The organism is Burkholderiales bacterium, from assembly GCA_036262035.1.
Classification (GTDB): Bacteria; Pseudomonadota; Gammaproteobacteria; order Burkholderiales; family SG8-41; genus JAQGMV01.
In genome coordinates this window covers 236,061-262,098 of record DATAJS010000010.1, presented here as the reverse complement: position 1 = coordinate 262,098, position 26,038 = coordinate 236,061, and the positions used below count along the sequence as shown (strand labels likewise).

At 68.1% G+C, this 26,038-nt stretch carries 24 protein-coding genes; 6 read left to right on the top strand and 18 right to left on the bottom strand.

All coding sequences use genetic code 11. The annotated features are described in order from the left end of the window. Nucleotides 1-38: 38 nt before the first annotated feature. From VHP37_09195 to VHP37_09180, 4 genes are all read right to left on the bottom strand, one after another. The gene (locus VHP37_09195) at nucleotides 39-821 is read right to left on the bottom strand and encodes a uroporphyrinogen-III synthase (GenBank protein HEX2826507.1); all 783 of its coding nucleotides are present in this window, start codon (nucleotides 819-821) and stop codon (nucleotides 39-41) included. Between the two features lie 5 nt (nucleotides 822-826). Then, on the bottom strand, nucleotides 827-1,774 hold the full coding sequence (hemC, locus tag VHP37_09190; GenBank protein ID HEX2826506.1) for a hydroxymethylbilane synthase: 948 nt from the start codon (nucleotides 1,772-1,774) through the stop codon (nucleotides 827-829). 265 nt (nucleotides 1,775-2,039) lie between these two features. Further along, complete coding sequence (locus VHP37_09185) at nucleotides 2,040-2,798, bottom strand: LytTR family DNA-binding domain-containing protein (GenBank protein HEX2826505.1); 759 nt, start codon at nucleotides 2,796-2,798, stop codon at nucleotides 2,040-2,042. After that, nucleotides 2,795-3,775: a histidine kinase gene (locus VHP37_09180; GenBank protein HEX2826504.1), complete on the bottom strand. Its 981-nt coding sequence runs from the start codon at nucleotides 3,773-3,775 to the stop codon at nucleotides 2,795-2,797. The genes VHP37_09185 and VHP37_09180 overlap by 4 nt, the downstream gene beginning before the upstream one ends. Nucleotides 3,776-3,906: 131 nt before the next feature. On the opposite strand from VHP37_09180, the gene argH reads away from it, so the two are divergent. Next, nucleotides 3,907-5,304 carry an argininosuccinate lyase gene (gene argH / locus VHP37_09175; GenBank protein ID HEX2826503.1) on the top strand — a complete coding sequence of 466 codons (1,398 nt, stop codon included), beginning with the start codon at nucleotides 3,907-3,909 and terminating at the stop codon, nucleotides 5,302-5,304. A gap of 396 nt (nucleotides 5,305-5,700) precedes the next feature. On the opposite strand, the gene xsc is transcribed toward argH, so the two are convergent. From xsc to VHP37_09135, 8 genes are all read right to left on the bottom strand, one after another. Further along, a complete protein-coding gene (gene xsc, locus VHP37_09170) occupies nucleotides 5,701-7,464 on the bottom strand; it encodes a sulfoacetaldehyde acetyltransferase (protein ID HEX2826502.1) in 1,764 nt (587 codons plus the stop codon). Nucleotides 7,465-7,628: 164 nt separating this feature from the next. Then, nucleotides 7,629-8,948, bottom strand: a complete 1,320-nt coding sequence (locus VHP37_09165) for a DUF58 domain-containing protein (GenBank protein HEX2826501.1) — start codon at nucleotides 8,946-8,948, stop codon at nucleotides 7,629-7,631. After that, entirely contained in the window at nucleotides 8,945-9,946 is a 1,002-nt protein-coding gene (locus VHP37_09160) for a MoxR family ATPase (GenBank protein HEX2826500.1), read from the bottom strand. Before VHP37_09160 ends, VHP37_09165 begins: the two co-directional genes overlap by 4 nt. Before the next feature lie 11 nt (nucleotides 9,947-9,957). Continuing rightward, on the bottom strand, nucleotides 9,958-11,085 hold the full coding sequence (locus VHP37_09155) for a DUF4350 domain-containing protein (GenBank protein ID HEX2826499.1): 1,128 nt from the start codon (nucleotides 11,083-11,085) through the stop codon (nucleotides 9,958-9,960). Continuing rightward, complete coding sequence (locus VHP37_09150) at nucleotides 11,082-12,536, bottom strand: DUF4129 domain-containing protein (GenBank protein HEX2826498.1); 1,455 nt, start codon at nucleotides 12,534-12,536, stop codon at nucleotides 11,082-11,084. Before VHP37_09150 ends, VHP37_09155 begins: the two co-directional genes overlap by 4 nt. Continuing rightward, nucleotides 12,526-13,500, bottom strand: a complete 975-nt coding sequence (locus VHP37_09145; protein HEX2826497.1) for a stage II sporulation protein M — start codon at nucleotides 13,498-13,500, stop codon at nucleotides 12,526-12,528. Before VHP37_09145 ends, VHP37_09150 begins: the two co-directional genes overlap by 11 nt. Next, the gene (locus tag VHP37_09140) at nucleotides 13,497-14,189 is read right to left on the bottom strand and encodes an RDD family protein (GenBank protein HEX2826496.1); all 693 of its coding nucleotides are present in this window, start codon (nucleotides 14,187-14,189) and stop codon (nucleotides 13,497-13,499) included. Before VHP37_09140 ends, VHP37_09145 begins: the two co-directional genes overlap by 4 nt. Before the next feature lie 27 nt (nucleotides 14,190-14,216). After that, nucleotides 14,217-15,002, bottom strand: coding sequence for a BPSS1780 family membrane protein (locus VHP37_09135; protein HEX2826495.1), 786 nt, complete (start codon nucleotides 15,000-15,002; stop codon nucleotides 14,217-14,219). 85 nt (nucleotides 15,003-15,087) lie between these two features. On the opposite strand from VHP37_09135, the gene VHP37_09130 reads away from it, so the two are divergent. Further along, nucleotides 15,088-15,852 (top strand): sulfite exporter TauE/SafE family protein, encoded by a 765-nt coding sequence (locus VHP37_09130; protein HEX2826494.1) that lies wholly within the window; start codon nucleotides 15,088-15,090, stop codon nucleotides 15,850-15,852. Nucleotides 15,853-15,939: 87 nt separating this feature from the next. Here VHP37_09130 and grxD read toward each other — a convergent pair whose 3' ends face one another. The 6 genes from grxD to prpB all read right to left on the bottom strand — a co-directional run bounded on the left by grxD (nucleotide 15,940) and on the right by prpB (nucleotide 21,600). Next, nucleotides 15,940-16,248 carry a Grx4 family monothiol glutaredoxin gene (gene grxD, locus VHP37_09125; protein ID HEX2826493.1) on the bottom strand — a complete coding sequence of 103 codons (309 nt, stop codon included), beginning with the start codon at nucleotides 16,246-16,248 and terminating at the stop codon, nucleotides 15,940-15,942. A 56-nt stretch (nucleotides 16,249-16,304) separates the two neighbouring features. Continuing rightward, complete coding sequence (gene prmC / locus VHP37_09120; GenBank protein HEX2826492.1) at nucleotides 16,305-17,132, bottom strand: peptide chain release factor N(5)-glutamine methyltransferase; 828 nt, start codon at nucleotides 17,130-17,132, stop codon at nucleotides 16,305-16,307. Further along, a complete protein-coding gene (gene prfA, locus VHP37_09115) occupies nucleotides 17,129-18,220 on the bottom strand; it encodes a peptide chain release factor 1 (GenBank protein ID HEX2826491.1) in 1,092 nt (363 codons plus the stop codon). Before prfA ends, prmC begins: the two co-directional genes overlap by 4 nt. After that, nucleotides 18,217-19,467, bottom strand: coding sequence for a glutamyl-tRNA reductase (gene hemA / locus VHP37_09110; protein ID HEX2826490.1), 1,251 nt, complete (start codon nucleotides 19,465-19,467; stop codon nucleotides 18,217-18,219). The genes prfA and hemA overlap by 4 nt, the downstream gene beginning before the upstream one ends. 93 nt (nucleotides 19,468-19,560) lie before the next feature. Next, the gene (locus VHP37_09105; protein HEX2826489.1) at nucleotides 19,561-20,556 is read right to left on the bottom strand and encodes a D-2-hydroxyacid dehydrogenase; all 996 of its coding nucleotides are present in this window, start codon (nucleotides 20,554-20,556) and stop codon (nucleotides 19,561-19,563) included. A 135-nt stretch (nucleotides 20,557-20,691) separates the two neighbouring features. Continuing rightward, on the bottom strand, nucleotides 20,692-21,600 hold the full coding sequence (gene prpB / locus VHP37_09100; GenBank protein HEX2826488.1) for a methylisocitrate lyase: 909 nt from the start codon (nucleotides 21,598-21,600) through the stop codon (nucleotides 20,692-20,694). A gap of 140 nt (nucleotides 21,601-21,740) precedes the next feature. Here prpB and VHP37_09095 point away from each other — a divergent pair, with 140 nt between their 5' ends. The 4 genes from VHP37_09095 (at nucleotide 21,741) to VHP37_09080 (ending at nucleotide 26,028) form a co-directional block, all read left to right on the top strand. After that, on the top strand, nucleotides 21,741-22,538 hold the full coding sequence (locus tag VHP37_09095; GenBank protein ID HEX2826487.1) for an IclR family transcriptional regulator: 798 nt from the start codon (nucleotides 21,741-21,743) through the stop codon (nucleotides 22,536-22,538). Next, complete coding sequence (locus tag VHP37_09090) at nucleotides 22,525-23,484, top strand: tripartite tricarboxylate transporter substrate binding protein (protein HEX2826486.1); 960 nt, start codon at nucleotides 22,525-22,527, stop codon at nucleotides 23,482-23,484. The genes VHP37_09095 and VHP37_09090 overlap by 14 nt, the downstream gene beginning before the upstream one ends. A gap of 60 nt (nucleotides 23,485-23,544) precedes the next feature. Next, the gene (locus VHP37_09085) at nucleotides 23,545-24,456 is read left to right on the top strand and encodes a CoA ester lyase (GenBank protein ID HEX2826485.1); all 912 of its coding nucleotides are present in this window, start codon (nucleotides 23,545-23,547) and stop codon (nucleotides 24,454-24,456) included. Between the two features lie 219 nt (nucleotides 24,457-24,675). Then, nucleotides 24,676-26,028, top strand: coding sequence for an MmgE/PrpD family protein (locus VHP37_09080; protein HEX2826484.1), 1,353 nt, complete (start codon nucleotides 24,676-24,678; stop codon nucleotides 26,026-26,028). Nucleotides 26,029-26,038: the final 10 nt, after the last annotated feature.

Genomic DNA, 26,038 nt, shown 5'->3' with positions numbered 1-26,038 from the left:
GCCGACAGTATGCGGCTACGGCGCGAGCGGCGGCAACCTCACGCGAAGTGGCTCACGATGCCGGCGACCATCGCCTCGTCACCGGCGGCGGTGACGAAGGCCTCCGCGATCCCGAGCGCGTGCGCCGCGTCCTTGATGCGCGGGTGGGGGACGAACACCGGCGTGCGCCGGAGCGCCGCGCGCCCCGCTTCGCCGAGCATGTCGTGGAAGTTGCGCAAGCCCTCGCTGCTCGTCGCGATCACCGCGTGCACCTCGCCGCGATCCCACGCGTCGACGAGGGGCGCGACGTCCGCCTGCGGTTTCACGCGCCGGTAACATTCGGCAAACGTCACGCGCGCGCCGCGCAGCGCGAGCGTCTCGGCGAGGAGCGCGCGCCCGCCTTCGCCGCGGAAGATGACGACGTGCCGGCCCGCCACGTGCCTGAGCTCCGGCAGGTCGAGCAGGCCTTCGCTGTCGAAGCGCGCGGGCGGCACGAGCACGCGCTCGATGCCCCGCCGCTTGAGCTCGCGCGCGCCGCCGGGACCGACCGCGGCGGCGGTGAGGCTCGAAGGGAATGCGCGGCGCCCGGTAATCGCCGCCATGGCTTTGGCGACCGCGCTGGGACTGACGAAGATGGCGAGGTCGAAATCGTCGAGACGATCGACGATGCGCATGAGCCGCTCGCGGTCCGCGACGTCCTCGATCGCGATCACCGGGAAAACGATCGCCTTGCCGCCTTCGCGCTCGACGCACTTCGCGAGGCCGTCGCTCTGCCCGGCGGGGCGGGTCACGATCACGCCGCGGCCGGCGAGGCCCCGCCGAACGTCGGTGGGGGCGGTCATGTCGATCAAGGCTCGAGCGCGGCGAGGATCTCGCCCGCGCCGACCGCCCCGAGCTTCCCGGCGAGCTCGACACCCAGCGCTTCGGCCTCGTGCGCCGGGCCTTCGATCTCGGCGCGCGCGGTGCGTGTGCCGTCGGGCGCGCCGACGTAGCCGCGCAGGCGCATCGTGCCGCCGGCGATCTCACCATAGGCGGCGAGCGGCACCGTGCACGAGCCCGCGAGGGTGCGTGCGACCGCGCGCTCGGCGCGCACGCACAGTGAGGTCGCCTCGTGGTCGATCGGCGCGAGCAACCGCCGCAGGTCTTCGCGATCGGCGCGGCACTCGATACCTACCGCGCCCTGTCCCGCCGCGGGCAGGCTTTCGTCGGTCGGCATCAGCGAGCGGATGCGGTCGGCGAGGCCGAGGCGTTTCAGGCCTGCGCAAGCGAGGATGATCGCGTCGTACTGGCCTTCGTCGAGCTTGCGGAGCCGCGTCGGCACATTGCCGCGCAGCGGCTTGACGACGAGGTCGGGCCGGCGCGCGCGAAGCTGGCTCTCGCGCCGCAGGCTGGACGTGCCGACGCACGCACCTTGGGGGAGCGCGGCGACGTCGGCGTAATGGATCGAGACGAACGCGTCACGCGGGTCCGCCCGCTCGGCGATCGCCGCGAGCACGTGCCCGGGCTGCAGCGCCATCGGCACGTCCTTCATCGAGTGCACCGCGAGGTCCGCGTCGCCGCGCGCGAGCGCGTCCTCGAGCTCCTTGACGAAGAGTCCCTTGCCGCCGATGCGCGCGAGCGAGGTATCGAGCCGCCGGTCGCCTTCGGTCGTCATGCCGTCGAGCACGAGCTCGATATCCGGATAGAGCGCCCTGATCCGCGTCTCGACGTAGCGCGCCTGCCACATTGCAAGCGCCGACGCGCGCGTCGCGATGACGATGCGCCGCGGCAGCGGGGCGGAAGATGTGGAGGTCATTGAAATTTGCGGGGAAAACGTCACTGAATTTTACCACCGCCCTGCAGCACAGCCTCAACACGGAGGACACGGGGCCGCGGAGGAACAATCAACGTCATTCCCGAACCGCGGTAGCGGAGCTGTCGGGAATCCATTTTTGAGATTCGAACATCAAGATGGTTTCCCGCCGGCGCGGGAATGACGACGCACATTTTGACGTTTGTGGTTTTCCTCCGTGTCCCCCGTGTTCCTCCGTGCCCTCTGTGTTGACGCTTTGCTTTTGGCTTTAAAGCTTGCTGAACTCGCGCACGATGTGGTGCTGACGTCGGGACACCGCGAGCTTCTCGTCGATGCCGTCCAGCACCGCGAGCCACTGCGCTTCGCCGTCGCCGCCGCCGCGCTCGAAGCCGCGGATCGCGGCGCGCGCGATGAGGCAGTTGCGGTGCACGCGCACGAAGCGCTCTGGGTACTCGGTCTCGAGCCGGGCGAGCGAGTCCTCGATCAGGTATTCGCGCTCTTTCGTACGCACCGTGACGTACTTGAGCTCGGCCTTGAGATAGATCACTTCGTCGACCGGTATGAGGTGGATGCGGCCGCGCTCCTGCGCCGACAGGAACGCCGGCGCCTTCTCGCTCATCTCGCGCAGGGTCTCGGTGCTCGGCCTGCGCGCGGAGGAGACGCGCTTCAGCGCTTCGAGCAGGCGCGCGGTGCGTATCGGCTTCAGCAGGTAATCGACCGCGTGCACCTCGAACGCGCGGATCGCATAGGCGTCGTAGGCTGTCGTGAAGACGATCGCCGGCGGCTCGGGCAGCTTCGACAGGTGCTGCGCGAGCTCGATGCCGTCGATCTCGGGCATGCGGATGTCGAGCAGCATGAGGTCGGCGCCGGTCGCCGCGAGCACGTCGAGCGCGGTGCGGGCGGTGCCGGCTTCACCCACGACTTCGAGCGCGATCTCCGAAGCGCAGTCGGCGAGCAGGTCGCGCAGCCGCGCCCGCGCCGGCGCTTCGTCGTCGACGATGATGAGGCGCAGCGGCTCGCTGCTCACGCGGGCTTCGACTTCAGGTACGGCATGGTGATGTGCACCTGGTAGGTGTCCTCCCCGACCCGCGTCTCGAGCGTCGCCTCGGCGTCGAAGTGCAGCTGCAATCGCTCGCGGATGTTGTTGAGCGCCATCTTGTTGCCCCCGTGATGGTTGCCTTCGTGCGCATACGGGTTCTTGAGGACAGCGTGAACCTGGTTGCGCGCGCTGTAAATATCGATGCTGATCTCGCCGGGCTCCACGCGCGGCTCGATGCCGTGATAGACCGCGTTCTCGAGCAGCGGCTGCAGCACGAGCGGCGGCATCAGCGCATCGGACGGCATCTTGTCGACGCGCCACACCACGCGCAGCCGATCGCCGAGGCGCAGCTGCTCGAGGCCGAGATACTGCCGGCAGAGCTCGACCTCGCGCGAGATCGGCGCGAGCTCGCGGTTGTCGCCCATGACCACGCGGAAGAGGTCGGCGAGGTCTTCGAGCGCGGTCTCGGCGCGCCGCGGCTCCTGGCGGATCAGCGAGAGCACCGCGTTGATGCTGTTGTAGAGGAAGTGCGGGCGTATCCGCGCCTGCAGCGCCTGCAGGCGCGCCTCGGAGAGCGCCGGCGACAGCGCGCGGCCGCGCAGGTTGAAGTAGGACAGCAGCATCGCGACGGTGATCAGCGCGAGCACCGCGTGACGCTCGAAGGCGATCGCGGCCTCGTTCGTGCGGCCGTACGCGACCATGTCGATGACGGCCACGGCGGCGAGGACGATCGCGCCGACGCCGATGGCGCCGAGGTAATACGGCAGCCGGCGCAGCAGCGGATCGAGCGAGACGAGCGCGAGCAGCACGACGATGAGCAGCGGCTGCAATACCGCGGAGATGGCGAGGAGCTGCTGCCACGATTCGGCGAGCGTCGGCGCGCCGACGATGGCGGCGCCGATGCCGCACATGTTTACGACGAGGAGTATGCGCAGCAGGATGCCCAGGTTGCGGAAGTTGGGCAAAGCGCTCGTGTAGGCGTTTTGATTTATACTAGGCGCAACGCGCATGTTCGGCCGAACGTGTCGCTCTCCACGCGTAAAGTGCCGGTGCCGCCGCACCGCGTCACCCGATTCTAGCAGGGCCTCCTCTACACATGGCAGAACGCACCAAGCCGGGTCGTAACGTGAAGCTGTGGTCGGGCCGCTTCGACGAGCCCGTCACCGATCTGGTCAAGCACTTCACCGCCTCGGTTCAGTTCGATCGGCGTCTCGCCCGCTACGACATCGAAGGCTCGATGGCGCACGCGCGCATGCTGCATGCGGTGGGCATACTGTCGGCGGAAGACCTCTCGGCGATCGAAGCGGGGCTCGCCCAGATCTGGTCGAGCATCGAGAGCGGCGCTTTCGAGTGGTCGGTCGATCTCGAGGACGTGCACTTCAACATCGAGCGCAGGCTCACCGAGCTCGTCGGCGACGCGGGCAAGCGCCTGCACACCGCGCGCTCGCGCAACGACCAGGTCGCGACCGACGTGCGCCTCTTCCTGCGCGCCGCGACCGACGACGTCATCGCGCTGATCAAGGGTTTGCAGCGCGCGATCCTCGGCGTAGCCGAGAAGCACACCGAGACCGTCATGCCGGGCTTCACGCACCTGCAGGTCGCGCAGCCGGTGTCGTTCGCGCATCACCTGCTCGCGTATTTCGAGATGCTCGCGCGCGATTCACAGCGCTTCACCGACGCACGCAAGCGCCTCAACAAGCTGCCGCTCGGCGCCGCGGCGCTCGCGGGCACGTCGTTCCCGATCGATCGACAGATGGTCGCCAAGGCACTCGGCTTCGACGGCGTCGCGGAGAACTCACTCGACGCGGTCTCCGATCGCGACTTCGCGATCGAGTTCTGCGCGTGCTCGGCTATCCTGATGACGCACCTCTCGCGCTTCTGCGAGGAGCTCATCCTGTGGATGAGCCCGCGCTTCGGTTTCATCGATCTCGCCGACCGCTTCTGCACCGGCTCGTCGATCATGCCGCAGAAGAAGAACCCCGACGTGCCCGAGCTCGTGCGCGGCAAGACCGGCCGCGTCAACGGCCACCTCGTCGCGCTGCTCACGCTGATGAAAGGCCAGCCGCTCGCGTACAACAAGGACAACCAGGAAGACAAGGAGCCGCTCTTCGACACCGTCGACACGGTGACGACGAGCCTCGCGGTCTTCACCGAGATGCTCGGCGGGCTCGTGGTGAAGCCCGAAGCGATGCGCGAAGCCGCGCGCCAGGGCTACGCGACCGCGACCGACCTCGCCGATTACCTCGTCAAGAAAGGCGTGCCGTTCCGCGAGGCGCACGAAGCGGTCGCGTTAGCCGTGCGCTACGCCGAATCGCGCGGCAAGGATTTGTCCGAGCTGGCGCTCCCCGACCTGAAGCAGTTCTCGCCGCTCATCGCCGAGGACGTGTTCGACGCCCTCACGCTCGAAGGCTCCATGGGCGCGCGCAGCCACATCGGCGGCACCGCGCCCAGCCGCGTGAAGCAGGCGATCGCTAAAGCGAAGAAGACGCTGTAGCGTCAAAATGGATTCCGGATCACATCGTGCTGCCGCGCGATCCGGGATGACCGAAATCCGTCGTAGCGGCACGCGTGCGCGCGATCGTCATTCCCGCGCAGGCGGGAATCCATTTTTAAGGGCCCGAAGTCAAAATGGATTCCCGATCGCTTCGCGCTGCCGCGCGGTCGGGAATGACGAATAGCGGTCGTCCTGGCGTACGCCAGAATCCTTCTAAAGGGGCGTATTAACCGCAGAGGACGCAGAGGAATTCGTCAGGCGCGCCCGGTCAATTTCTCGACCACGAGCGTCACGCTATGCCGCTTGGCGCCCTTTCTTTTTCCTTAGCGTCCTTGTTCCTGATCTGCTTTGAAAACCAGGGTCTGACCCCGAAAGCCCGGGGTCAGACCCTGCGTATCAGCGAAACTCCTTGGCCGAGAACTTGCGGTACTTCGGCAGCAGCCGCTTCGGCTGTTTGAACGCGTCGCGGCGGAACGGCTCGCCGAGCTCCTGGGTGAGCATCATGTTGATGACCGTCGGCTTGCCCGACTTGACCGCGCCGCGCAGCGCGTCGCCGATCTCGTCGACGTGCTCGACCGTCAGGCCGTGCGCGCCCATCGCTTCGGCGACTTCGGCGAAGTCGGGGTTCTTGAGGTTCGTGCCGAGGTAGCGCTTCTCGAAGTAATCGACCTGGTTCTTCTTCTCCGCGCCCCACTGGCCGTTGTTGAACACGACCGCGATCGCGGGGATGTTCTCGCGCACGCAGGTCATCACTTCGTTCATGCTCATGCCCCACGCGCCGTCGCCGACGTAGGCGATCGACGGGCGGTCCGGCCGGCCGACTTTGGCGCCGATCGCCGCCGGATACGAATAGCCGCAGTTGCCGAAGCTCATCGCCGCGAGGAACGACGGCGAGGTGTCGAACTTCAGATAGCTGTTCGCCACCGAGCACACGTTGCCGATGTCGGTCGCCACCATCGCGTTCTTCGGCATCGCTTTCTCGAGCGCCGCGAGCGCCTGGCGCGGACCGATGCGGCCTTTCTCGTTGGGCGACGGCCAGTTCTCCAGCTCTTCCTTCCACGCCGCTTTTTCTTTCTGGATGTCGGCGAGGCGCGTCTTGTTCTGGGTCAACCTGCCGTTCGCCTTGATGCGGTTGAGCAACTCGACCGCCGCCGCCTTCGCATCGCCGCAGATGCCGACCGAGATCTTCTTCACCAGCCCCAGCATGCGCGGATCGGAATCGACCTGGATGATCTTCGCGTTGGCCGGCCAGTAGTCGAGGCCGTGCTGCGGCAGCGTACCGAAAGGTCCCAGGCGCGAGCCCAGCGCCAGCACGACGTCCGCGCGGCTGATCAGCTTCATCGCCGCTTTCGAGCCCTGGTAACCGAGCGGCCCGCAGGCGAGCGCATGCTTCGCCGGGAACGAATCGTTGTGCAGGTACGAATTCACGACCGGCGCGGTGAGGTACTCCGCGAGCGCCATGCACTCGTCCACGCCGTCCGCCATCACCACGCCGCCGCCCGAGATGATCACCGGAAACTTCGCTTTCGCCAGCATGCGCGCCGCCTGATCGAGCGACTCCGGACCGCCGCCCGAGCGCTCGACGCGCTGCGGCTGCGGGATCAGGAAATCGCCTTCGCCGTAGAAGTAATCGCGCGGGATGTTCACCTGCACCGGGCCGCGCTCGTTCATGGCGATGTCGAAGGCACGGCCGGTCAGCTCCGCGATGCGCATCGGGGAGTTGACCTGCACCTGCCACTTGGTGATCTTGGAGAAGATCGGGAGCTGCTCGGTCTCCTGGAAGCCGCCGAGGCCCATGCTCATGCTGCCCGACTCGGGCGTGATCGCCACGACCGGCGAGTGCGCCCAGTACGCGGCCGCGATCGCGGTGACGAAGTTGGTGATGCCGGGCCCGTTCTGCGCGATGCACACGCCGTGCTTGCCGGTCACCCGGGAATAGCCGTCGGCCATGTGCGCCGCGTTCTGCTCGTGGGCGACCGACACGAAGCGGATGCCGGCGAGGGGAAAGAGGTCGTGCGCGTCCATGTACGCCGAGCCCACGATCCCGAAAGTGTCCTTCACCCCCTGCGCGACCAGCGTCTCGACGAACGCCTCGGACGGCGTCATCTTGATCTTCCCGCCGGCGATGGCGGCTTTGGCGATGCTCTTGCTCTCGACCATGATGTTCATGGAGGGGCTCCTCTGGTAGCGCAGGATTATTGGGTTTCGAGGCGGCGCCGAAGTATTCGGGGGCGGCGCTCGCTCGGGTAGCGGGTCATTATGACGCCCGCCCGTGAACCGCTGCAAGTGCCTGATCGGGCACGCTAACCGCAGTGACCCCGGGCCTACAGCAGGCCCGCGCGCTTGATGTCGAGGTAGCGGTTGACCAGCGCCAGCGGCAGCTCGGTGGGCTCGACGTCGAGGAACTGCGCGCCGTAGCGCTCCAGCCGCGCGGCGGTGAGCTCGCGCGCCCGCAGGTATTCGGCGGTCGCGGCGTAGGTCAGCGCGCGGTCGAAGGTGTCGACGCGGCTCTTCATCGCCCGCGACAGGATCGCTTCGCGCAAGGACGCGAAGAGCACGAGGTGGCGCTTGCCGAGCAGCCTCAGCGCCGGGCCGAGCGTGTCCTCGTCCTCGTCGCGCAGATTGGAGACGACGACCACGAGCGCGCGCTTTCTCACGCGCAGCATGAGGTCCACCGCCGCCGCGTAATAGTCCGAGGTCTTCAGCGTCGGCTGCAGATCGTAGAGCTGGTTCAGCATCGCGTTGACCGTCGCCGCCGATTTGCGCGGGGCCATGTAGCGCGTCGGACCGCTCATGGTGAGGAAGCCCGCCGCGTCGCCCTGGCGCAGGCTCACGTACGCGAGCAGCAGCACCGCGTTCAGCACGTGATCGAAGTGCGTGAGCTCGTCGTCGCGCGCGGACAGGCGGCGGCCGCAGTCGATGAGGAACACGATGTTCTGGTCGCGCTCGTCCTGATACTCGCGCGAGATGAGCTTGCCCGCGCGCGAGGTCGCTTTCCAGTCGACCTGGCGCTGGGTGTCGCCTTCGCGGTACTCGCGAAGCTGGTGGAACTCCAGGCCTTCGCCGCGCCGCTGGCGCTGCAGCACCCCCATGTGCGACAGCCGCTGGTCGGTCGCGAGCAGCGCATAACCCGTCAGCGCGGAGAAGTTCGGATAGACGCGTGCGGTGGCGCCGGCGGGCTCGCGCACCGTGCAGCTCCACAGGCCGAGGGGCGACGCGACGCGCATCTCGATCGGACCGAAGACGACGTCGCCGCGGCGCACCGGTTTCACCTCGTAATCGATCTGCGCCCAGCCGCGGGCGGCGATCGTCAGCGACTGCGGCATGCCGCGCACCTCGCACTCGGGCGGGTGGTGGTCGAAGACGTCGACCCGCCGCGCCGCGCCGGCGCGGTTCCACACCCGCAACGACACGCTGCGCCAGACGCCGAGCGCGAGCGACGCCGGTGTAGCGCGCTCCGCCGTCAGCGGCTGCGTCTCCAGCGCGATCCACGCGTCCACCGCGGCGACGGCGGTCGCGACGACCGCCGCGGCGATCCACGCCGATTCGAGCGCGGGCAGGAAGAGCTCTGCGATCGCGACGCCGAGCGCGAGCGCGGCGAGCGCCAGCAGCCTGCGCGAGGGGATCAGGCCGGACAGCTTCAAGCGCGCGGCGCGTCGACGCGGTCCAGCAGCGCTGCGAGGATCGTGTCGGCGCCGTGGCCTTCGATCTCGAGCTCGGGCGAAGGACGCACGCGATGGCGCAGGCACGCCAGCGCCATATGCTTCACGTCGTCGGGTGTGACGTGATCGCGACCGTCGATGAGCGCGGACGCGCGAGCGGCGCGCACGAGCGCGATGCAGCCGCGCGGGCCCGCACCCGCGGACACGCCGTTCCAGGTGCGCGTCGCGCGCACGATGCGCACCGCGTAATCGACGACCGCGTCGTCGAGCGCGAGCGCCGCGGCGACGCGCTGGAGGTCGACCACCGCCTCGGGCGTGACGATCGTCTCCACCGCGTCGACGTTGAGCTGCTCGCCGACGTTCGAAAGGGTGACCTGCTTCGCGAGCCGCTTCTCTTCTTCGAGCGACGGGTAGTCGATGCGGATCTTCAGGAGGAAGCGGTCGAGCTGCGCTTCGGGCAGCGCGTACGTGCCTTCGTGCTCGATCGGGTTCTCGGTCGCCAGCACCATGAACGGGGGCTCGAGCTTCAGCGACTCGCCTTCGATCGTGACCTGCCCTTCCTGCATGACTTCCAGCAAGGCGGCCTGCGTCTTCGCCGGGGCGCGGTTGATCTCGTCGGCGAGCAGCAGGTGCGTGAACACCGGACCGCGCCGGGTCGTGAACTGTCCCGTCGACGGGTCGTAGAGCGTGTGGCCGGAGACGTCGGCGGGCATCAGGTCCGGGGTGAACTGGATGCGCCGGAAGCTGCCGTTGAACGTCTTGGCGAGCGCGCGAACGATCAGCGTCTTGCCGAGCCCGGGCACGCCTTCGATGAGCACGTGGCCGCCTGCGATGAGCCCGGCGAGCACCTGCCGCACCACGTCTTCCTGTCCGACGACGGCCTTGCCGATCTCGCGGCGCATCGCGTCGGCGTCGGCCGCGGCGCGCGCGAGGTGCTCGGGATCGAGCCCCGTGCCGGTGTTCTGTGCATGCGTATCCATTCCTTTTCCCTTCAGACAGCCGCGCGGCGCGCGAGCTTTTCTTCGATGGCCTGCAGCGTCGCGATCGCCGTGACGAAGTGGCGGGGCGTCGCCGCGTCGCCGGTCAGCGCGAGCTCCACGTCCGCGCGCGGCAAGCCCGCCAGCTCGGCGAAGCGCGCGCTGCGCTCGGCTGCGTCGAGATACGCGAGCGCCGGACGCGCTCTCGCGATGTTGGCGAGGCACTCCTCGCGCGCGGCGGCGAGCAGCCGCGGCGCGGCGCGCGCCGACCACTGGAAGCGTCCGGTCGCGCGCAGGTGATCGAGCAGCCGGCGCCGCGCGCCTTCGTGCGCGCTCACGATCGGGCCGAAGCGCGGTATCGCGCGCGCGAGCCACAGCGCGAGCAGCGCCGCGGCGGCGATCACCGCGCCCAACGCTTCGTCGAAGAGCCACGCGAGGAGCGAAGGCCGCTCGAAGCGCGGCGCGACGAACACGCGCGTGACGCGAGGCGCGGCACCCGCGCCGAGGCCCAGCAGCGCCCATGCGAACGCCGCGTGGTCGGGCTGGCCGATGGCCGTGTTCCCCATGAATCCCAGCGAAGGCAGCACCGTGACGCTGCCCGCGCCGTGGTCGAACTGCAGCAGCGCCGTCGCGGTGTCCGACCAGCGGGCGCTGTATCCGTCACGCGTGCCGCCGAACAGACCCATCGGCCTTAAGACCACCCTGAACTCGCGTTCGTCGCCCGGCAGCTTCACGCGCGCGAACTCCGCCGTGGACGCAGCCTCGCGCCGGCCGACGCGAAACGCGTCGAGCAGCGCATCGCGCGTCTTCACCGGCTCGGCTTCGACGACGAGGCGTCCGCCGTTACCGACCCAGCTCATGATCCGCGCGACGCGCGCCGGCGTCATGCCGTCGCGGCGCGCCGCGAGCACGAGCGTCGCGCCGCCTTCGATCGAGTCGAGATCGCCCGCGCGGCGGACCGTGGTCGCCTGCGCGCCCATCTGCTGCGCGAGGCGCTCGAGCGCGTAGAGCGGATTGCGCGCCGCCTCCCCGCTGAAGCCGACGAACTCGCGCACGGTGACTTCTTCGAAGTTGTAATACCACCATGCGCCGCCCGCGATCGCGAGAGCGCCGAGGACGACCGCCCAGATGTAGCGCGTCACGGCGCCGCCGCCTCGAAATGTGCGCGCCACGACGCGAGCAGGTCGCGCAGCGCGGGCGCGCTCGGCTCGCGCCGCGCATAGGCGGTCGCCTGCCACGCTTTGACGAGGTCGGCGAACGCATGCGCCTTGTCGGCGTCGACGAGCGCGGCGGTGCGCCGCACGCAATCGCCTTCGGTGTCGCCCGCCTCGACTTCGAGGCCGTCGCGGTTGACGAGCGCGGACAGCGCGCCGCGATACAGCAGGCCGAGCGCTTCGCGGGCGCGGCCCGCCTCGATGGCGGCGAGCGCCGCCGCGGCGATGTCCGGCGGCAGCGACTCGGGCGCGACGTCGAGACCGAAGAGCACTTTCGGCGCTTGCCTGCGGCGCCCGGGCTCCGGCGCCCATGCGCCGACGTAGCGCCACGCGTAGTAGAGCAGCAGCGCGACGAGCACGAAGGCCGCTATCCACATCAGCACGCGCGCGAAGCCCGCGATCAGCTCGCCGAGCCCGCTCGCGTCGCGCTCCCCGGTGTCGCGCTCCCGGGCATCGCGATCGGCTTTCCAGCGATAGCGCTTGACCTCTTTGTACTGCTGGAGCTCCGGCTCGGTCATCACCTGCTTGATCGCGGTCTCGGGATCGGCCGCGGCAGCGGGCGCCTCGCGCGGCGCGGCGAATGCGAGCACGAGCGCCGCGAGGAGCGCGGCCGCGATCGCGCGCGGCCGCGACCCGTCCGCATCGCCCTTCGCGATGTTGCGCAGCGTGAGCTCGAGGTCCCACGCTTCGAGCTGGGTGCGGCGGTTCAGATACTGCGCGAAGCCGCTGGCGACGTAGAACGGCTCGATCAGCGAGACCGTCGCGATCTGCATCGCCATCGCGAGCGCCTGCCGCCACGGCGTTTCCTCGCCCGCGAGGAAAATGCTCTTCAGGCCGAAGTCGCGGTCGAAGCCGCTGGGCGTGAAGAGATCGATGGCGCCGAAGAACGAGAGCGTGACGACCAGCTCGAAGTTGAAGTAGACGAGCGTCGACCACACCGCCGCACCGCGCCCGCGCCGCCCGAGCGAGCGCGAGCGCTCGCGCGCGGCACGGCCGCGCAGGCGCTCGAGGTGCGGCACCGGCAGGTTGAAGGCGCGCGCCGGATCGAAGCGATAGATGGTGAGGCTCGCGACGATACCCGGCGTATCGCGCAGTGCGCGCAGGGCGGCGAGGGGGCTGAGCACCTCGCCGAACACCGCGCGCGACAGCACTTCGAGCGCGACGCGGTCGAAGAGCGGCTTCAGCCACCACACGATGGCGATCGCGACCGCCGGATGCTCGCGCAGCGCGACGTACACCGCGACCGCGACCGGCACGTAGGCCGTCAGCCACGCCGCCATGAGCGGGCGCCACCAGGTCTGCACCATGCGGCAGCCGAGGTCGCCCGCCTCCCACGGACGCCGGCGGCGCAGGCGCAACGCCAGTCGGTCAAGCTGCACGCGCGCGCCCCGCGGAAATGAAATAGCCGATCGTGATCGCGACGAGCGCGATGCCGACGCCGTACTTGATCGCGTGCGCGATGTCGGTGTTCGCCGACCAGAAGGCCTCGATGAACGCGGCCGCGACGATCATGCCCGCGACGCCGTACATGATGCCCGCCGCGTCGCGCCCCGCCACCGCGAGCGCTTCCTTGCGGGTGAGCTGCCCCGGCGAGACCAGCGCCGATCCCAGGCGCAGCCCCGCCGCGCCCGAGAGCACGATGCCGCCGAGCTCGAACGCGCTGTGGCCGGCGACGAAAGACCAGAATGCCGGGCCGTAACCGATCGCGGTGACATGTCCGGCGACCGCGCCGATCATCACGCCGTTGATGACGAGCACGACGACCGTGCCGAGCGCGAACACGAGCCCGCCGGCGAAGGTCTGGAACGCGATGCTCACGTTGTTGAAGATGTAGTAGCCGAACATGTAGAAATCGGACTCGGCGCCGCGCCGGCCGAGCCGGCTCGCGCCGGGGCCGTACATCTGCTCGAACTCCGCGAGGTTGTGGCCGGGCATCACGTAGTACACCGCGTCGGGATAGACCTGCGCGAGGGCGACCATCAGCGCGAACGGCACGAAGAACAGCAGGATCGCCGCGAGCGCGAGCCGTCGCTGCGAGCGCACGCAGCGCGCGAAGCCGCCGAGGATGTAGCCCAGCCACGCATGGTCGTGCCGCGTGCGGCCGCCGTAGAGCACCTGGTGCACTTCGATCGCGATGTCGTGCAGCCGGTCGACGATGTCGGTGGCGTAGCGGCGATCGCGTGCGATCGCGAGCTGATGGCAGAGGCGCCGATAGCGCTGCGGAATCTCGACGTCGGGAATCGGCGGCGGGCCTTCCTTAGTGCCGCTTTCGCGGCGCGCGAGCCACGCCTCGAACGCGTCCCACTCGGCGCCGTAGCGCGCTTCGAACACGTGCTGCTTCACGGCGAGCGCCCCACCAGATGGTTGGCCATGCGCAGCAGGCGCTCGCGCGCGGCCGGACCGCTCGCGCCGGTGAGATTCCGGACGATGCTCGCGAGCTCCGCGGCGCGCTCCGGCGTGAGCTCGCGCGAGCGCTCGGCGAACTCGACGATGGCGTGCGCCTCTTCCACCGTGAGCGGGCGCGGCGGCGCCAGCGGCGGCGCGTCGGGGATCGCCGCGGCGTGCCGCGGCTCCTGACGGTAGACGACGACGGTCTGCGCGACGAGATCGCCCAGGCGCCTGAACTCGCGGTTGATCAGCATCGACGCGAGCCCCACGCCGTACATGAAAGGGAGGAAATCGACCGTGCGCAGGAGATTGCGAACGACCGCGGCCGCGAGCGTCACCGGCGTGCCGTCGTCGTTCACCACGCGCAGGCGCATGAGCTTCTTGCCCGGCGTCGCGCCGTCGAACTTAAGCTCGCACACCGCCGGATACAGCCATTCGACGAGAAAGATGCAGATCAGCATGAGGCCCATGCCGAGTTTGCCGAGCTGGCCGAGGACCACCGAGATCGCGATGAGGATGCCCGCGCGCACCGCGAGATCGATGGCCCAGGCGCATGCGCGCGGCACCGGCCCGGCGAGCTTGAGCTCGAGCTCTATGCCTTCGGGCGTGGTGATGGAGCGGACGGTGTCGAGCGCGGGCGCCACGGGTGGATCACGACGTCGCGCCGCCGCTCATCGCGGCGCGAAGAAGATGTCGCGGTAGCCGGCGTAGACCGAGCAGAGCAGCACGGGGCCGAACACGAACCACGCGAGGCCGAAGGTCAGCGTCGCGACGATCCCCATGAGGAACGCGATCACGCCGTACAGCAGAAAAGGGACGATGTTCTTGATGCAGCCCCTGAAGCTCTGGCCGATGGCGCGCGGCGCGCTCTGGTCCTGCAGCATCACCAGCGAAGGCGCGAACCACATCGCCATGTTGATCGGGATGAGCAGCGCGAGCGTGACGAGGCCGGCGATGAGGGTGCCCACGCCGAACGCGGCCAGCGGATTGGCGCTGCTGGCGGCGGCGCCCCACGCGGTCAGGCCGACGACCAGGCTGATCGGGATGGCCGCGACGAACGCGAGCACGAAGCCGATGATGCCGACGAGCACGAGCTGCCCGGTGTTGCGGCGGAAACCCGCGAAGAGGTGCGCGAGCTCGAGCTCGCCGCCGCGCGCGACGTGCTGGCAGCCCGTCATGAGGCCCGCGACGAACACCGGCAGGAAGAACGTGATCAGCAGGTTGAGGACCGGGATGAAGCCGATGCCGACGAAGATCAGCACGAAGATGACGACCAGCACGAGCCACATGCCCCATTGCCGGCGGAAGATGTCCCAGCCTTCGCGTATCCAGGCGAAACCGCGGCCGGCGGCGACCGCGCGACCGCCTTCGATGTAGGCGCTGTCGGGCGCCGCGTCATCGAGCACGTCGGCGACGTGCGCGGCCGGTGTCTGATACGGATTTTCCATCTCGGCCATGGTCTCCCCTTTTTGGTTCTCGGCGTCGACCCGTAGTGTATAACCTCCGCTCGCGCGCGAGCGCCGCCGCACAACGCCAACGACGATGGCCGGATTCGAAAACCTCACCCCCCTCGTGCTCTGCTGGATCGCGCTCGTGATGCTCGTCGCGGGCTTCATGCAGGGCGCGCTCGGCCTGGGCTTTCCGATCGTCGCGACGCCGCTCATCGCGATGGCGACCGACATCCGGACCGCGGTGATCGTCGTGCTGTTGCCGTGCGCCGCCACGATCGTGCTGGTCCTGGCGCGCGCGCCGCACCTGAAGGATGCGATCGCGCGGTTCTGGCCGATGCCGCTGCTCGCGCTCTGCGGATCCGCGGTCGGCACGCGGCTCTTCGTCGCGTTTCCCGGCTTCCCGTACGCGCTGCTGCTCGCCGCGATGATCGTGGTCTACCTCAACCTCGAAAGGCTGGGCCGCGCCGAATGGCCGCTGGTGAAACGCAACCCGCGCGCATTCGGGCTGGTGTTCGGGCTGGCGGCGGGCCTGTCGGAAGGCACCGCCAACGTCGCGGCGCCGCCGCTGGTGATCTACTACCTCGCGCTCGGGCTCACGCCGGCGATGCTGGTGCAGGCGCTCAACATCTGCTTCATCGCAGGCAAGTCGATGCAGTTCGCGACGCTCGCGACGCACGGCGGCGTGCCCGCCGCGCAGTGGCTCGCGACGGTGCCGCTGATGGTGTTGTCGACGGCGGGGGCGTGGTACGGGACGACGGTACGGGAGAAGCTCGACGCGACGACGTATCGCAAGTGGCTCAAGCGCGCGCTCGCCGCGATCGCGGTGCTGCTGTGCGCGCAGTACGCGCTTGCGTAGCGCAGGCCTGTCCTGAGCCTGTCGAAGGGCGCCTCGCCTGCTTGAAAGGCCGCAAGCCGGATGCAGGCGAGGGCGCCTGCGCTACAACTACTCCTGCAGCACCTTCTGCAGCTCTCCGTTGCGGTACATCTCCATCATGATGTCGGAGCCGCCGACGAACTCGCCCTTGACGTAGAGTTGGGGGATCGTCGGCCAGTTCGCGTATTCCTTGATGCCCTGGCGGATCTCCGGATCTTCCAGCACGTTGACCGTGTAGAAGTCTTCGACGCCGCACGCGCGCAGGATGTTGCAGGCGTTGGCCGAGAAGCCGCACTGAGGGAAATCCGCGGTGCCCTTCATGTACAGCACGACCTTGTTCTTCGTGACCTGGTCTTTGATGGTGTCCTGGATGCTCATGTCCGATTACCCGAGTAAGTTTGTCGGATATTGTAGCGCAGGCCGGGGGGCCCGCGCTACTGGTAGCGGCCGCCGGTGACGCGCTCGATGTCCGCGAGATCCGGCTCGGTGAAGATGTCGCGGTAGCCGGCCGCCTCGAACAGCGCGCGCACGGCGCGGCCCTGGTCGTGGCCGTGCTCGACGAGCAGCCAGCCGCCCGGAACGAGGTATTTGGGGGCCTCGGTCACCAGCCGGCGCATCAGGGCGAGGCCGTCGACCCCGCCGTCGAGCGCCACGCGCGGCTCGAAGCGCAGATCGCCTTCGCCGAGATGGGCGTCGTTGGACGCGACGTACGGCGGATTGGAGACGATCATGTCGAAGTGCTCGTCGCGCAGCCCGCTCAGGCCTTCGCTGCCGAGGAATCCGACGTTGCCGACGTGCAGCTCGTAGGCGTTGCGACGCGCCATCGCGAGCGCTTCCTGCGATTTGTCGAGAGCCAGCACTTTTGCACGTGAGCGCTCGCTCGCAATCGAGATCGCCACGCAGCCGCTGCCGGTGCCCACGTCGAGCACGCGCGCAGCCGCGTCCCGCGGGAGTCGCTCCAGCGCGCAGTCGACGAGGAGCTCGGTCTCGGGTCGCGGGATCAGCACCGCCGGGCTCACCTTGAACTGGCGGCCGTAGAACTCGCGGTTGCCGGTGAGGTAGGCCACCGGCTCGCCGGCGGCACGGCGCTCGACGAGCTCGCGATAGGTCGTTTCCTGCTGCTCGCGCATCTGGATCTCGGGGTGCGCCGCGAGCTCCGCCGCGCTGCGCCCGGTGACGTGAGCGAGCAGCACGCGTGCATCGAGCGCGCCGATACGGTCGGTCGCTTCTCTGAGCATCTCGCCTGAGGTGTAAGGACTCATGCCGCCGCCGCTTCTTCGGAAAGCTGTGCGAGCTGCTCGGCCTGGTGCTCGGCCTGCAGCGCGTCGGTCAGTTCGTCGAGGTCGCCGTCCATGATCGCGGCGATTCGGTATAGGGTGAGGTTGATACGATGGTCGGTCACGCGGCCCTGCGGAAAGTTGTAGGTGCGGATACGCTCCGAGCGGTCGCCGCTGCCCACCAGCGACTTGCGGGTCGCGGCGAGCTGATTCTGCTGCTCCCTGACCTGCTTGTCCTTGATGCGGGCTGCGAGCACCGCCATCGCCCGCGCCTTGTTCTTGTGTTGCGATCGGTCGTCCTGGCATTCGACGACCGTCCCCGTCGGCAGGTGCGTGATGCGCACCGCCGAATCTGTCTTGTTGACGTGCTGCCCGCCCGCGCCCGAAGCGCGGAAAGTATCGATCTTAATCTCTGCGGGATTCAATACCACGTCCTGCACTTCGCCCGCTTCCGGCAGCACGGCGACCGTACACGCTGAAGTGTGGATGCGCCCCTGTGTTTCGGTATCCGGAACCCGCTGGACCCGATGCGCGCCCGACTCGAACTTCAGCCGCGAGTACGCGCCCGCGCCGGCGATGCGCGCAATGATCTCGCGAAAACCGCCCATGTCCGAGGCACTTTGCGATATCACCTCGACCTGCCAGCGGTTGCGCTCGGCGAAACGCGTGTACATGCGGAACAAGTCCGCGGCGAACAGCGCCGATTCCTCGCCGCCGGTGCCGGCGCGGATCTCGAGAAAGATGTTGCGCTCGTCGTTCGGGTCCTTGGGCAGGAGCTGCTTCTGGAGCTCGAGCTCGAGCGCGACGAGGCGCTCGCGCGTGTCCTTGATCTCGCTTTCGGCGAACTCGCGGCTGGCGGGGTCCTGCGCCATCTCCTGCGCGGTCTTCAGGTCGTCCTCGGCGCTCGTGTACGAGCGGTAGAGGTCGACGACCGGGCCGATCTCGGCGTGCTCGCGCGAGAGCTTGCGAAAGTTGTCCATGTCGGCTGCGACGTCGCTCGACGCGAGGAGCGCGTTGAGCTCGTCGAGGCGATGCGTGAGCTGCGTCAGTTTGTTTGCGATGCTGGGCTTCATTCAGGGTTCAGATGGTACAGGCGCGACAGGGTGGCCGTCAGCGCCTCGCGCTCGTCGTTCGTCGCCTGATTCAGCGCTTGCGTCGGCGCGTGCATCAGCTTGTTGGTGAGACCGCGCGAAAGCTCGTCGAGCACGCGCTGCGGATCCTCGCCCGCGGCGAGCCTGCGCTGAGCGCGCTCGAGCTCGTTGCGACGCGCGCGCTCGGCGCTGTCGCGCAGCGCCCGGATCACCGGCACCGCGTTGCGGCCGGCGAGCCAGTGCATGAACTCGGTCACGTGGTTGTCGATGATGACTTCGGCCTGCTTGACCGCCTGCTGGCGGACGTCCAGGCCTTCGCGGGCCATCTTGCCCAGGTCGTCGACGGTGTAGAGAAAGACGTCGGCGAGCGACGCGACCTCGGCCTCGATGTCGCGCGGCACCGCGAGGTCGAACATCAGCATCGGGCGGTGCTTGCGCGCCTTGAGCGCGCTCTCGACCAGACCCTTGCCGATGAGCGGCAGGGGCGCCGCGGTGGAGCACACGATAATGTCGTGCATCGGGATCTCGCCGGGCAGGTCCTCGAGCGAGATCACGCGCCCGGTGAAGCGCTCGGCCAAGCCTTGCGCGCGGGATTCGGTGCGGTTGGCGTAGGTGAGGCGGCGCGGACGCTGCGCGGCGAAGTGCGCGGCGCACAGCTCGATCATCTCTCCGGCGCCGACGAACATCACGTTGGCTTCGGCGATGCTCGGATAGATGCGCTCGGCGAGCTTCACCGCGGCCGACGCCATCGACACGGTCGATGCGCCGATCTCGGTCTCCGAGCGCACCGTCTTCGCGACCGAGAACGTGCGCTGGAAGAGCTTGTTCAGCACCAGCCCCAGCGTGCCGGCGTGCTCCGCGCTCCTCACCGCGTCCTTGAACTGCCCGAGGATCTGCGGCTCGCCGAGCACCAGCGAGTCGAGCCCGCTCGCGACGCGGAACGCGTGCTTCACCGCCTGGTCCTGCGGGTAGCGGTAGAGATAGGCGTCGAGCTGCTGCGGCTTCATGTGGTGGTAGTCCGCGAGCCAGCTCACCGCGGCGCGCGCGTCGTCGGTGCTGCAATACACCTCGGTGCGGTTGCACGTGGAGATGATCGCGGCTTCCTTCGCCCGCTGGCGGTCGACGAGGTCGCGCAGCGCCGACTCGACCGTCTCGGCGTTGAATACCACCCGCTCGCGCACGTCGAGCGGCGCGGTCTGGTGGTTCAGGCCGAAGGTGAAAAGCTGCATGCGGGCGTGCCGGCAAGGCGAAGGCCTCACATTATAGCGCGGCGGTGCGGGGCGGAATCGGGAAATCCCGTTACTTTAAGGACTTACGGTTCGTCAGGCGTGCCGCTCGCCGCGTAGCTCGTCACCCCGCTCGAGCCTTTCCAGGTTCTCCGCGAAGATGTCGAAAGCACGCGTCTCGTTGCCCGCCGAAGCCTGCGCGTTGTGCGGGGTGACGATGACGTTGGGAATTCCCCACAGCGGGGAGTCCGGCGGCAGCGGCTCCCGATCGAAGACGTCGAGGTAAGCGCCGCCCAGCCGCCCGCTTTGCAGCGCGCCGATCAGCGCGGGCTCATCGGCGATCTCGCCGCGCGCCACGTTCATGACGTACGCGCCGTCGGGCAGCATCGCCAGCGTTCGCGCGTTGAGAAGATGCTGCGTTTCGCTGGTATGCGGGCACGCGAGCACGACCCAGTGAGCGCGCGGCAGGAGCTTCGGGAATTCGGAGAGCGGGTGCATCTCGTCGACCGGGTCGTCGTCGCGCTTAGGCGACCTGCGCACCCCGATCACGTGCATCCCGATCGCGCGGCAAAACCGCGCGAGCGTCGCGCCGATGGTGCCGACGCCGACGATGACGATCGTCTGGCCTTTGAGATCGCGCGGCACCTCGGCGCCGCGCATCGGCTCCCACGCGTGCCGCCGCTGCGAATCGAGCCAGCGCGGAAAGCGCCGCGCGAGCATGAGCATGGCGCAGATCGCGATCTCGCCGACCGGCTCGCCGTTCGCGCCGACCGAGGTCGTCACTTTGACGCCGCGGTCGATCAAACCCTGCAGCCACGCATATTGACTGATGCCGGTGCTCGCGAAGTGCACCCATTTCAGGTTGGGCGCGGCGCTCACCGAATCGCCGAACGCGGGGAAGTGATCGGAGAAACGCAAGTCGCGCGAGAGATACGCGACCCCGATCGCTTCGAGCTCGGGCTGCGTCAGCCGCGAGTCGGCGCCCGGCGGGATGTGGATGAGACGCGGCTCGATGCCGGCGGATTGGGCGGCCGCGGCGAAGCGGTCGCCGAAGTTCTCGATGAAGCGCTTCGAAACGAGGAAGCCGGTCATGCGGTGATACTGAAGGGTGAACGAATCGTAGGGTGCGTGGTAACGCACCGCTAAAGGCGCGGTGCGCTCGCGCGCACCCTACGAAAATCGGGACGGGGTGGGGGGCGGGCTTTACCCGTTCACTCGTTCACGCTCTTATTTTTTGCTCTTGAACAGCGCGTCGAGCTTCTGCTCGTAGCTGTGGTAGTCGAGATAGTCGTACAGGTCGTCGCGGCTCTGCATGAGGTCGACGACGTTCTTCTGATGACCGTCCTTGCGCAGCGCCTCGTACACCTTGAGCATCGCCGCGTTGCCCGCGCGCCACGCCGAGAGCGGATAGAGCGCCATCGCGACGTTCGCGCTCGCCAGCTCCTGCGTCGAGAAGAGCGGCGTCTTGCCGAACTCGGTGATGTTGGCGAGGATGGGCACCTTCACCGCGTCGGCGAACTTCTTGTACATCGGCAGATCGGTGATCGCCTCGGGGAAGATCATGTCGGCGCCCGCTTCGACGCACGCGATCGCGCGCTCGACGGCGGCGTCCAGGCCTTCCACCGCCAGCGCGTCGGTGCGCGCCATGATGACGAAGCTGGAATCGGTCTTGGCGTCGGCCGCGGCCTTGATGCGGTCGACCATCTCGTCCTTGCTGACGATCTCCTTGTTGGGTCGGTGGCCGCAGCGCTTCTGCTGCACCTGATCCTCGATGTGCATCGCGGCCGCGCCGAACTTGATCAGCGACTTGACCGTGCGCGCGATGTTGAAAGCGCCGCCCCAGCCGGTGTCGACGTCGACCAGCAGCGGCAGGCTGCAGGTGTCGGTGATGCGGCGGATGTCCACCAGGACGTCGTCGAGCGAGCTGATGCCGAGGTCGGGGATGCCCAGCGAGCCCGCGGCGACCCCGCCGCCGGAGAGGTAGATCGCCTTGAAGCCGGTGCGCTCGGCCAGCCGCGCGGCGTACGCGTTGATCGTCCCCGCGATCTGCAGGGGTTTTTCCTGGGCGAGCGCCTCACGGAAGCGCGCGCCCGGCGAAGCCAGCGTCGCGCCGGCGGTCGAGGAAAGATCGGTCATAGTATGGACTGGTGCTCGTGTAGAGGGGTTGAAAAAAGCGCCGCGGAGGGTAGCACGCTGAACACCCGTCACGCCATCGCGCGGGAGAGTGGCATAATCCCGCACGCAGGTCTCACTATCCGGACTTCATACCAAGGACGATGGCGAAGAAAACCAGCAGCGACGAAAACGGCCGCCTTTCGGGCACCCAGAGTATAGAACGCGCGTTGACGCTCATCCGCGAGATCGCCGCGCACAACCGCACCGGCTCGCGCCTGCTCGACCTCGCGAGCCGCACCGGATTGCAGCGACCTACGGTGCACCGGATGCTCAAGTGCCTCACGCTCGAGGACATGGTGCAGCAGGACCCTGAGACGCACCGCTACTTCCTCGGGCCCATGGTGTTCGAGCTCGGGCTCACCGCGGCGCCGCGCTTCAACCTGCGCGAGATCTGCCATCCGGCGATGACGCGCATCGCGGAAGCGACCGGCGATACGGTGTTCCTCACCCAGCGCAGCGGGCTCGACTCGGTGTGCGTCGACCGCCAGGAAGGCACTTTCCCGATCAAGACCTTCACGCTCGAGATCGGCATGCGCCGACCTCTGGGCGTCGGCACCGGCAGCCTCGCGATCCTGTCGGCGCTGTCCGAGGAAGAGATCAGGCACGTGCTGTCGAGCATCAGCCCGCGGCTGGCCGAGTACGGCCTGTCGCCGACGAGCCTGCTCGCGCAGGTGAAGCGCGCGCAGAGGCTCGGCTTCGCGGTGCGCGAGATGCCCTCGCTCGCCGGGGTCAAATCGGTCGGCCAGGCGCTGCACAACCAGAGCGGCGTCGCGTTCGCCGCGCTGTCGGTGTCGGCGATCTCGAGCCGCATGAACGAGAAGCGCGTGAGCGAGCTCGCGACGCTGTTGAAGCAGGAAGCGCGAATGGTCGAAAAGCAGTTGGCTAATGGTCCACGATAAGGCGCTCGCAGCCGCACTCGTACTCGCAAGCGCAGGTGTCTTCGCGCAAGCGCCTTATCCCTCGAAACCGATCCGGCTGGTCGTTCCCTACACCCCCGGCGCGAGCAACGACACGCTGTCGCGTGCGACCGCGGCGGCAATGTCGCCGATCCTCGGACAGCAGATCGTCATCGACAACCGTCCGGGCGCGGGCGGGATGATCGGCGCGGAGAACGTGGCGCGCTCCGAGCCCGACGGCTACTCGATCCTCAACGTGCAGGCGTCGTTCGCGACCAACGCGGCGATCCGCGCGAAGATGCCGTACGACGTGTTCAAGGACTTCGCGTACATCGGGATGATGACCAAGAGCCCGATGATCGTCGTGGTGCATCCGTCGCTGCCGGTGAAGAACGTGAAGGAGCTCGTCGCGCTCGCGAAGAAGCGTCCCGGCGAGCTCAACTACGGCTCCTCGGGCACCGGCGGCAGCAACCACCTCGCGACCGAGCTCTTCGCCAGGGCGGCGGGCATCAGGATCGTGCACGTGCCCTACAAGAGCATCGGTCTCGCGATCACCGATCTCCTCGGCGGTAACACGCAGCTCGTCATCACGAGCCTGCCTTCGGCGCTGGTGCAGGTGAAAGCGGGCAGGCTGAAGGCGCTTGCCGTCGCGGCGGACAAGCGCTCGGCGTTCGCGCCGGCCGTACCGACGGTCGTCGAAAGCGGCGTGCCGTACGTCGCCGAGCTGTGGTGGGGCCTCGCCGCGCCCGGCAAGACCTCGCCCGAGATCGTGAACAAGCTCTCCGACGCGCTGCGCAAGGCGATGCAGACGCCGCAGCTGAAGCAGCAATACGCGACCGAAGGCGGCGAGCCGATGCCGATGACGCCGCAGGAATTCCAGAAATACGTCTTTGCAGAAGTGAATCGCTGGAGGCAGGTGGTCAAGGACGCCGGGCTGCAGCTGGAGTAGGAACCACCCCCACCCCAACCCTCCCCCTGAGGGTAGGGGATGTTTTCAGGAGTACCCAGGATGAAACCCGATCTTCCCGTCTGGCGCTCGCTCATGTACGTGCCGGTCAACGTCGAGAAATACGTCGACAAGGCCCACACGCGCGGCGCCGACGCGATCCAGCTCGACCTCGAGGACAGCGTGCCCGCGGGCGAGAAGGAGCGCGCGCGCACGCTCGTCGAGAAAGCGGCGGCGCGCGTCAAGCGCGGCGGCGCCGACGTCATCGTGCGCATCAACCGCCCGCTTTCGATGACGGTGCGCGACCTCGAGCATTCGATCTGCCCCGACGTCAACGGCATCGCGGTGACCAAGGTCGACAGCGCGTCGCACGTGAAGCTGCTCGACGAGCTCGTCTCGGAGCTCGAAGAGAAGCGCGGCATGACCGTCGGCCACACCAGGTTCATCACGATGATCGAGACGCCCGACGCGTTCGGGCGCATGGACGAGATCCCGCGCGCGTCGAACCGCGTGGTCGCCATGAACATCGGCGGCGAGGACTTCGCGCTCGAATGCGAGATGCAGCCCGACGACGACGTGCTGCTGCATTCCAAGCAGCGCATGGTCATCAGCGCGCGCGCCGCCGGCGTGATGCCGCTCGGCTTCATCGCGACGATCGCCGGCTTCGGCGACTGGGACAAGTTCCGTCAGATGGTGCGCAAGTCGCGACGCTTCGGCTTCGACGGCGCCGGCTGCATCCACCCGGGCCAGGTGACGATCGTCAACGACGAATACTCGCCGAACGCCGAGGAAGTCGCCTACGCGAAGAAGATCATCGACCTGGACAAGGAAGCCGCGGCGAGCGGCCGCGGCTCGTTCGCGCTCGACGGCAAGATGATCGACATCCCGATCATCGTGCGTGCGCAGAAGCTGCTCGCTCGTCACGAGGCCATCAAGAAGCGCGAGGCGAAGACGCTGGCGGCCATGAAAGGCTAGAAGGGCTAGAGAAGGGCGTATTTAACCGCAGAGGACGCAGAGGACGCGGAGGAAAAGCAAGAACGTCATTCCCGACCCGCGATAGCGGGAGTGATCGGGAATCCATTTTGACGTCAACGATGAAAATGGATTCCCGCCTGCGCGGGAATGACGGACCGACCACCCGTGGTTTTACTCTGCGTCCTCTGCGTCCTCTGCGGTAATTTTTTTAAGCAACTCATGACAACCCTCACTGAACAACTTGTCGACGCCATCCTGGGCGTGCGTTACGAGACGCTGCCCAAGGAAGCGATCGACATGGCGAAGGCCGTCACGCTCGACGGGCTCGCGGTCACGCTCGCGGGCTCGACCGAGCCGCTGGGCGTGGGACGCATCTCGATCGAGTACGTGAAGGCGATGGGCGGCGCGCCGCAGGCGAGCGTGATCGCGGGCGGTTTCAAGACGTCCATGCAGGAAGCGGCGTACGCGAACGGCACGATGGCGCATGCGCTCGATTACGACAACACTTGGTATCCGCTCAACCATCCGACGTCGCCGACGCTGCCGGCGATCCTCGCGGTGGCCGAGAACGAAGGGCTGTCCGGGCGCAAGGTGATCGAGGCGATCGCCGTCGCCTTCGAGATGCAGGGACGGCTACGGCTCGCGGCGACGGGCATGGAGACCGGCTCTGGATTCCACAAGCCCGGAATGACCGGCACCTTCGGGGCGACCGCGGGTGTCGCGCGCGCGCTCGATCTCGACAAGCGCCGGACGCTGATGGCGCTCGGCCTCGCCGGCTCGCGAGCCGGCTCGATCTCGATCAACACCGGCACGATGACCAAGTCGTCGCACTCGGGCCACGCGGCGCGCATGGGCGTCGAGTGCGCCGTCCTCGCGAAGATGGGCTGGACCGCCAGCGCCGACGTGTTCGGGCCCAAAGGGTTCTTCGACACCTTCCTCGGCGGCCGCGCCGAGCCGCCGCTTCTGGTCGAGGGCTTCGCGAGCCCGCTGCGCATGGTCGATCCCGGCGTCGGCTTCAAGAAGCACCCGAGCAACTACTTCACGCACCGTGGAATCGACGCCGCGCTCGCGCTGCGCGAGGAAGACGGCATCGACCCGCGAGCGATCGACAGCGTCGAGGTGATCTTCCCGCGCTTCGACTACGTCAACCGGCCCGCCCCCGAGACCGGCCTCGACGGCAAGTTCAGCGTGCAGTACACGACCGCGGTCGCGCTGCTCGACGGCGAGGTCACGGTCGACTCGTTCACCAACGAGCGCCGCTTCGCGGCCGACGTGCAGGCGCTGCTGCCGCGCGTCGCGCTGAAAGTGGACGACGCGATCCCCAACGATTTCGACCGCATGCACGTCATCGTGAGCGTCACGCTCAAGGACGGCGCGCGTCACAGCAAGCGCGTCGATCGCCTTTCGGGCTGGATCGGCGCGCCGCTCACGCGCGAGCAGCGGTTGAAGAAGTACTACTCGTGCGTGCGCCGGGTGATCGAGCCCAAAGCGGCGGATCGCGTGGTCGAGCTGGTCGAAAAGCTGGACGAGCTCGCGGACGTGCGCGAGATCATGGAGATCGTACGCACGTAGAACCCACCCC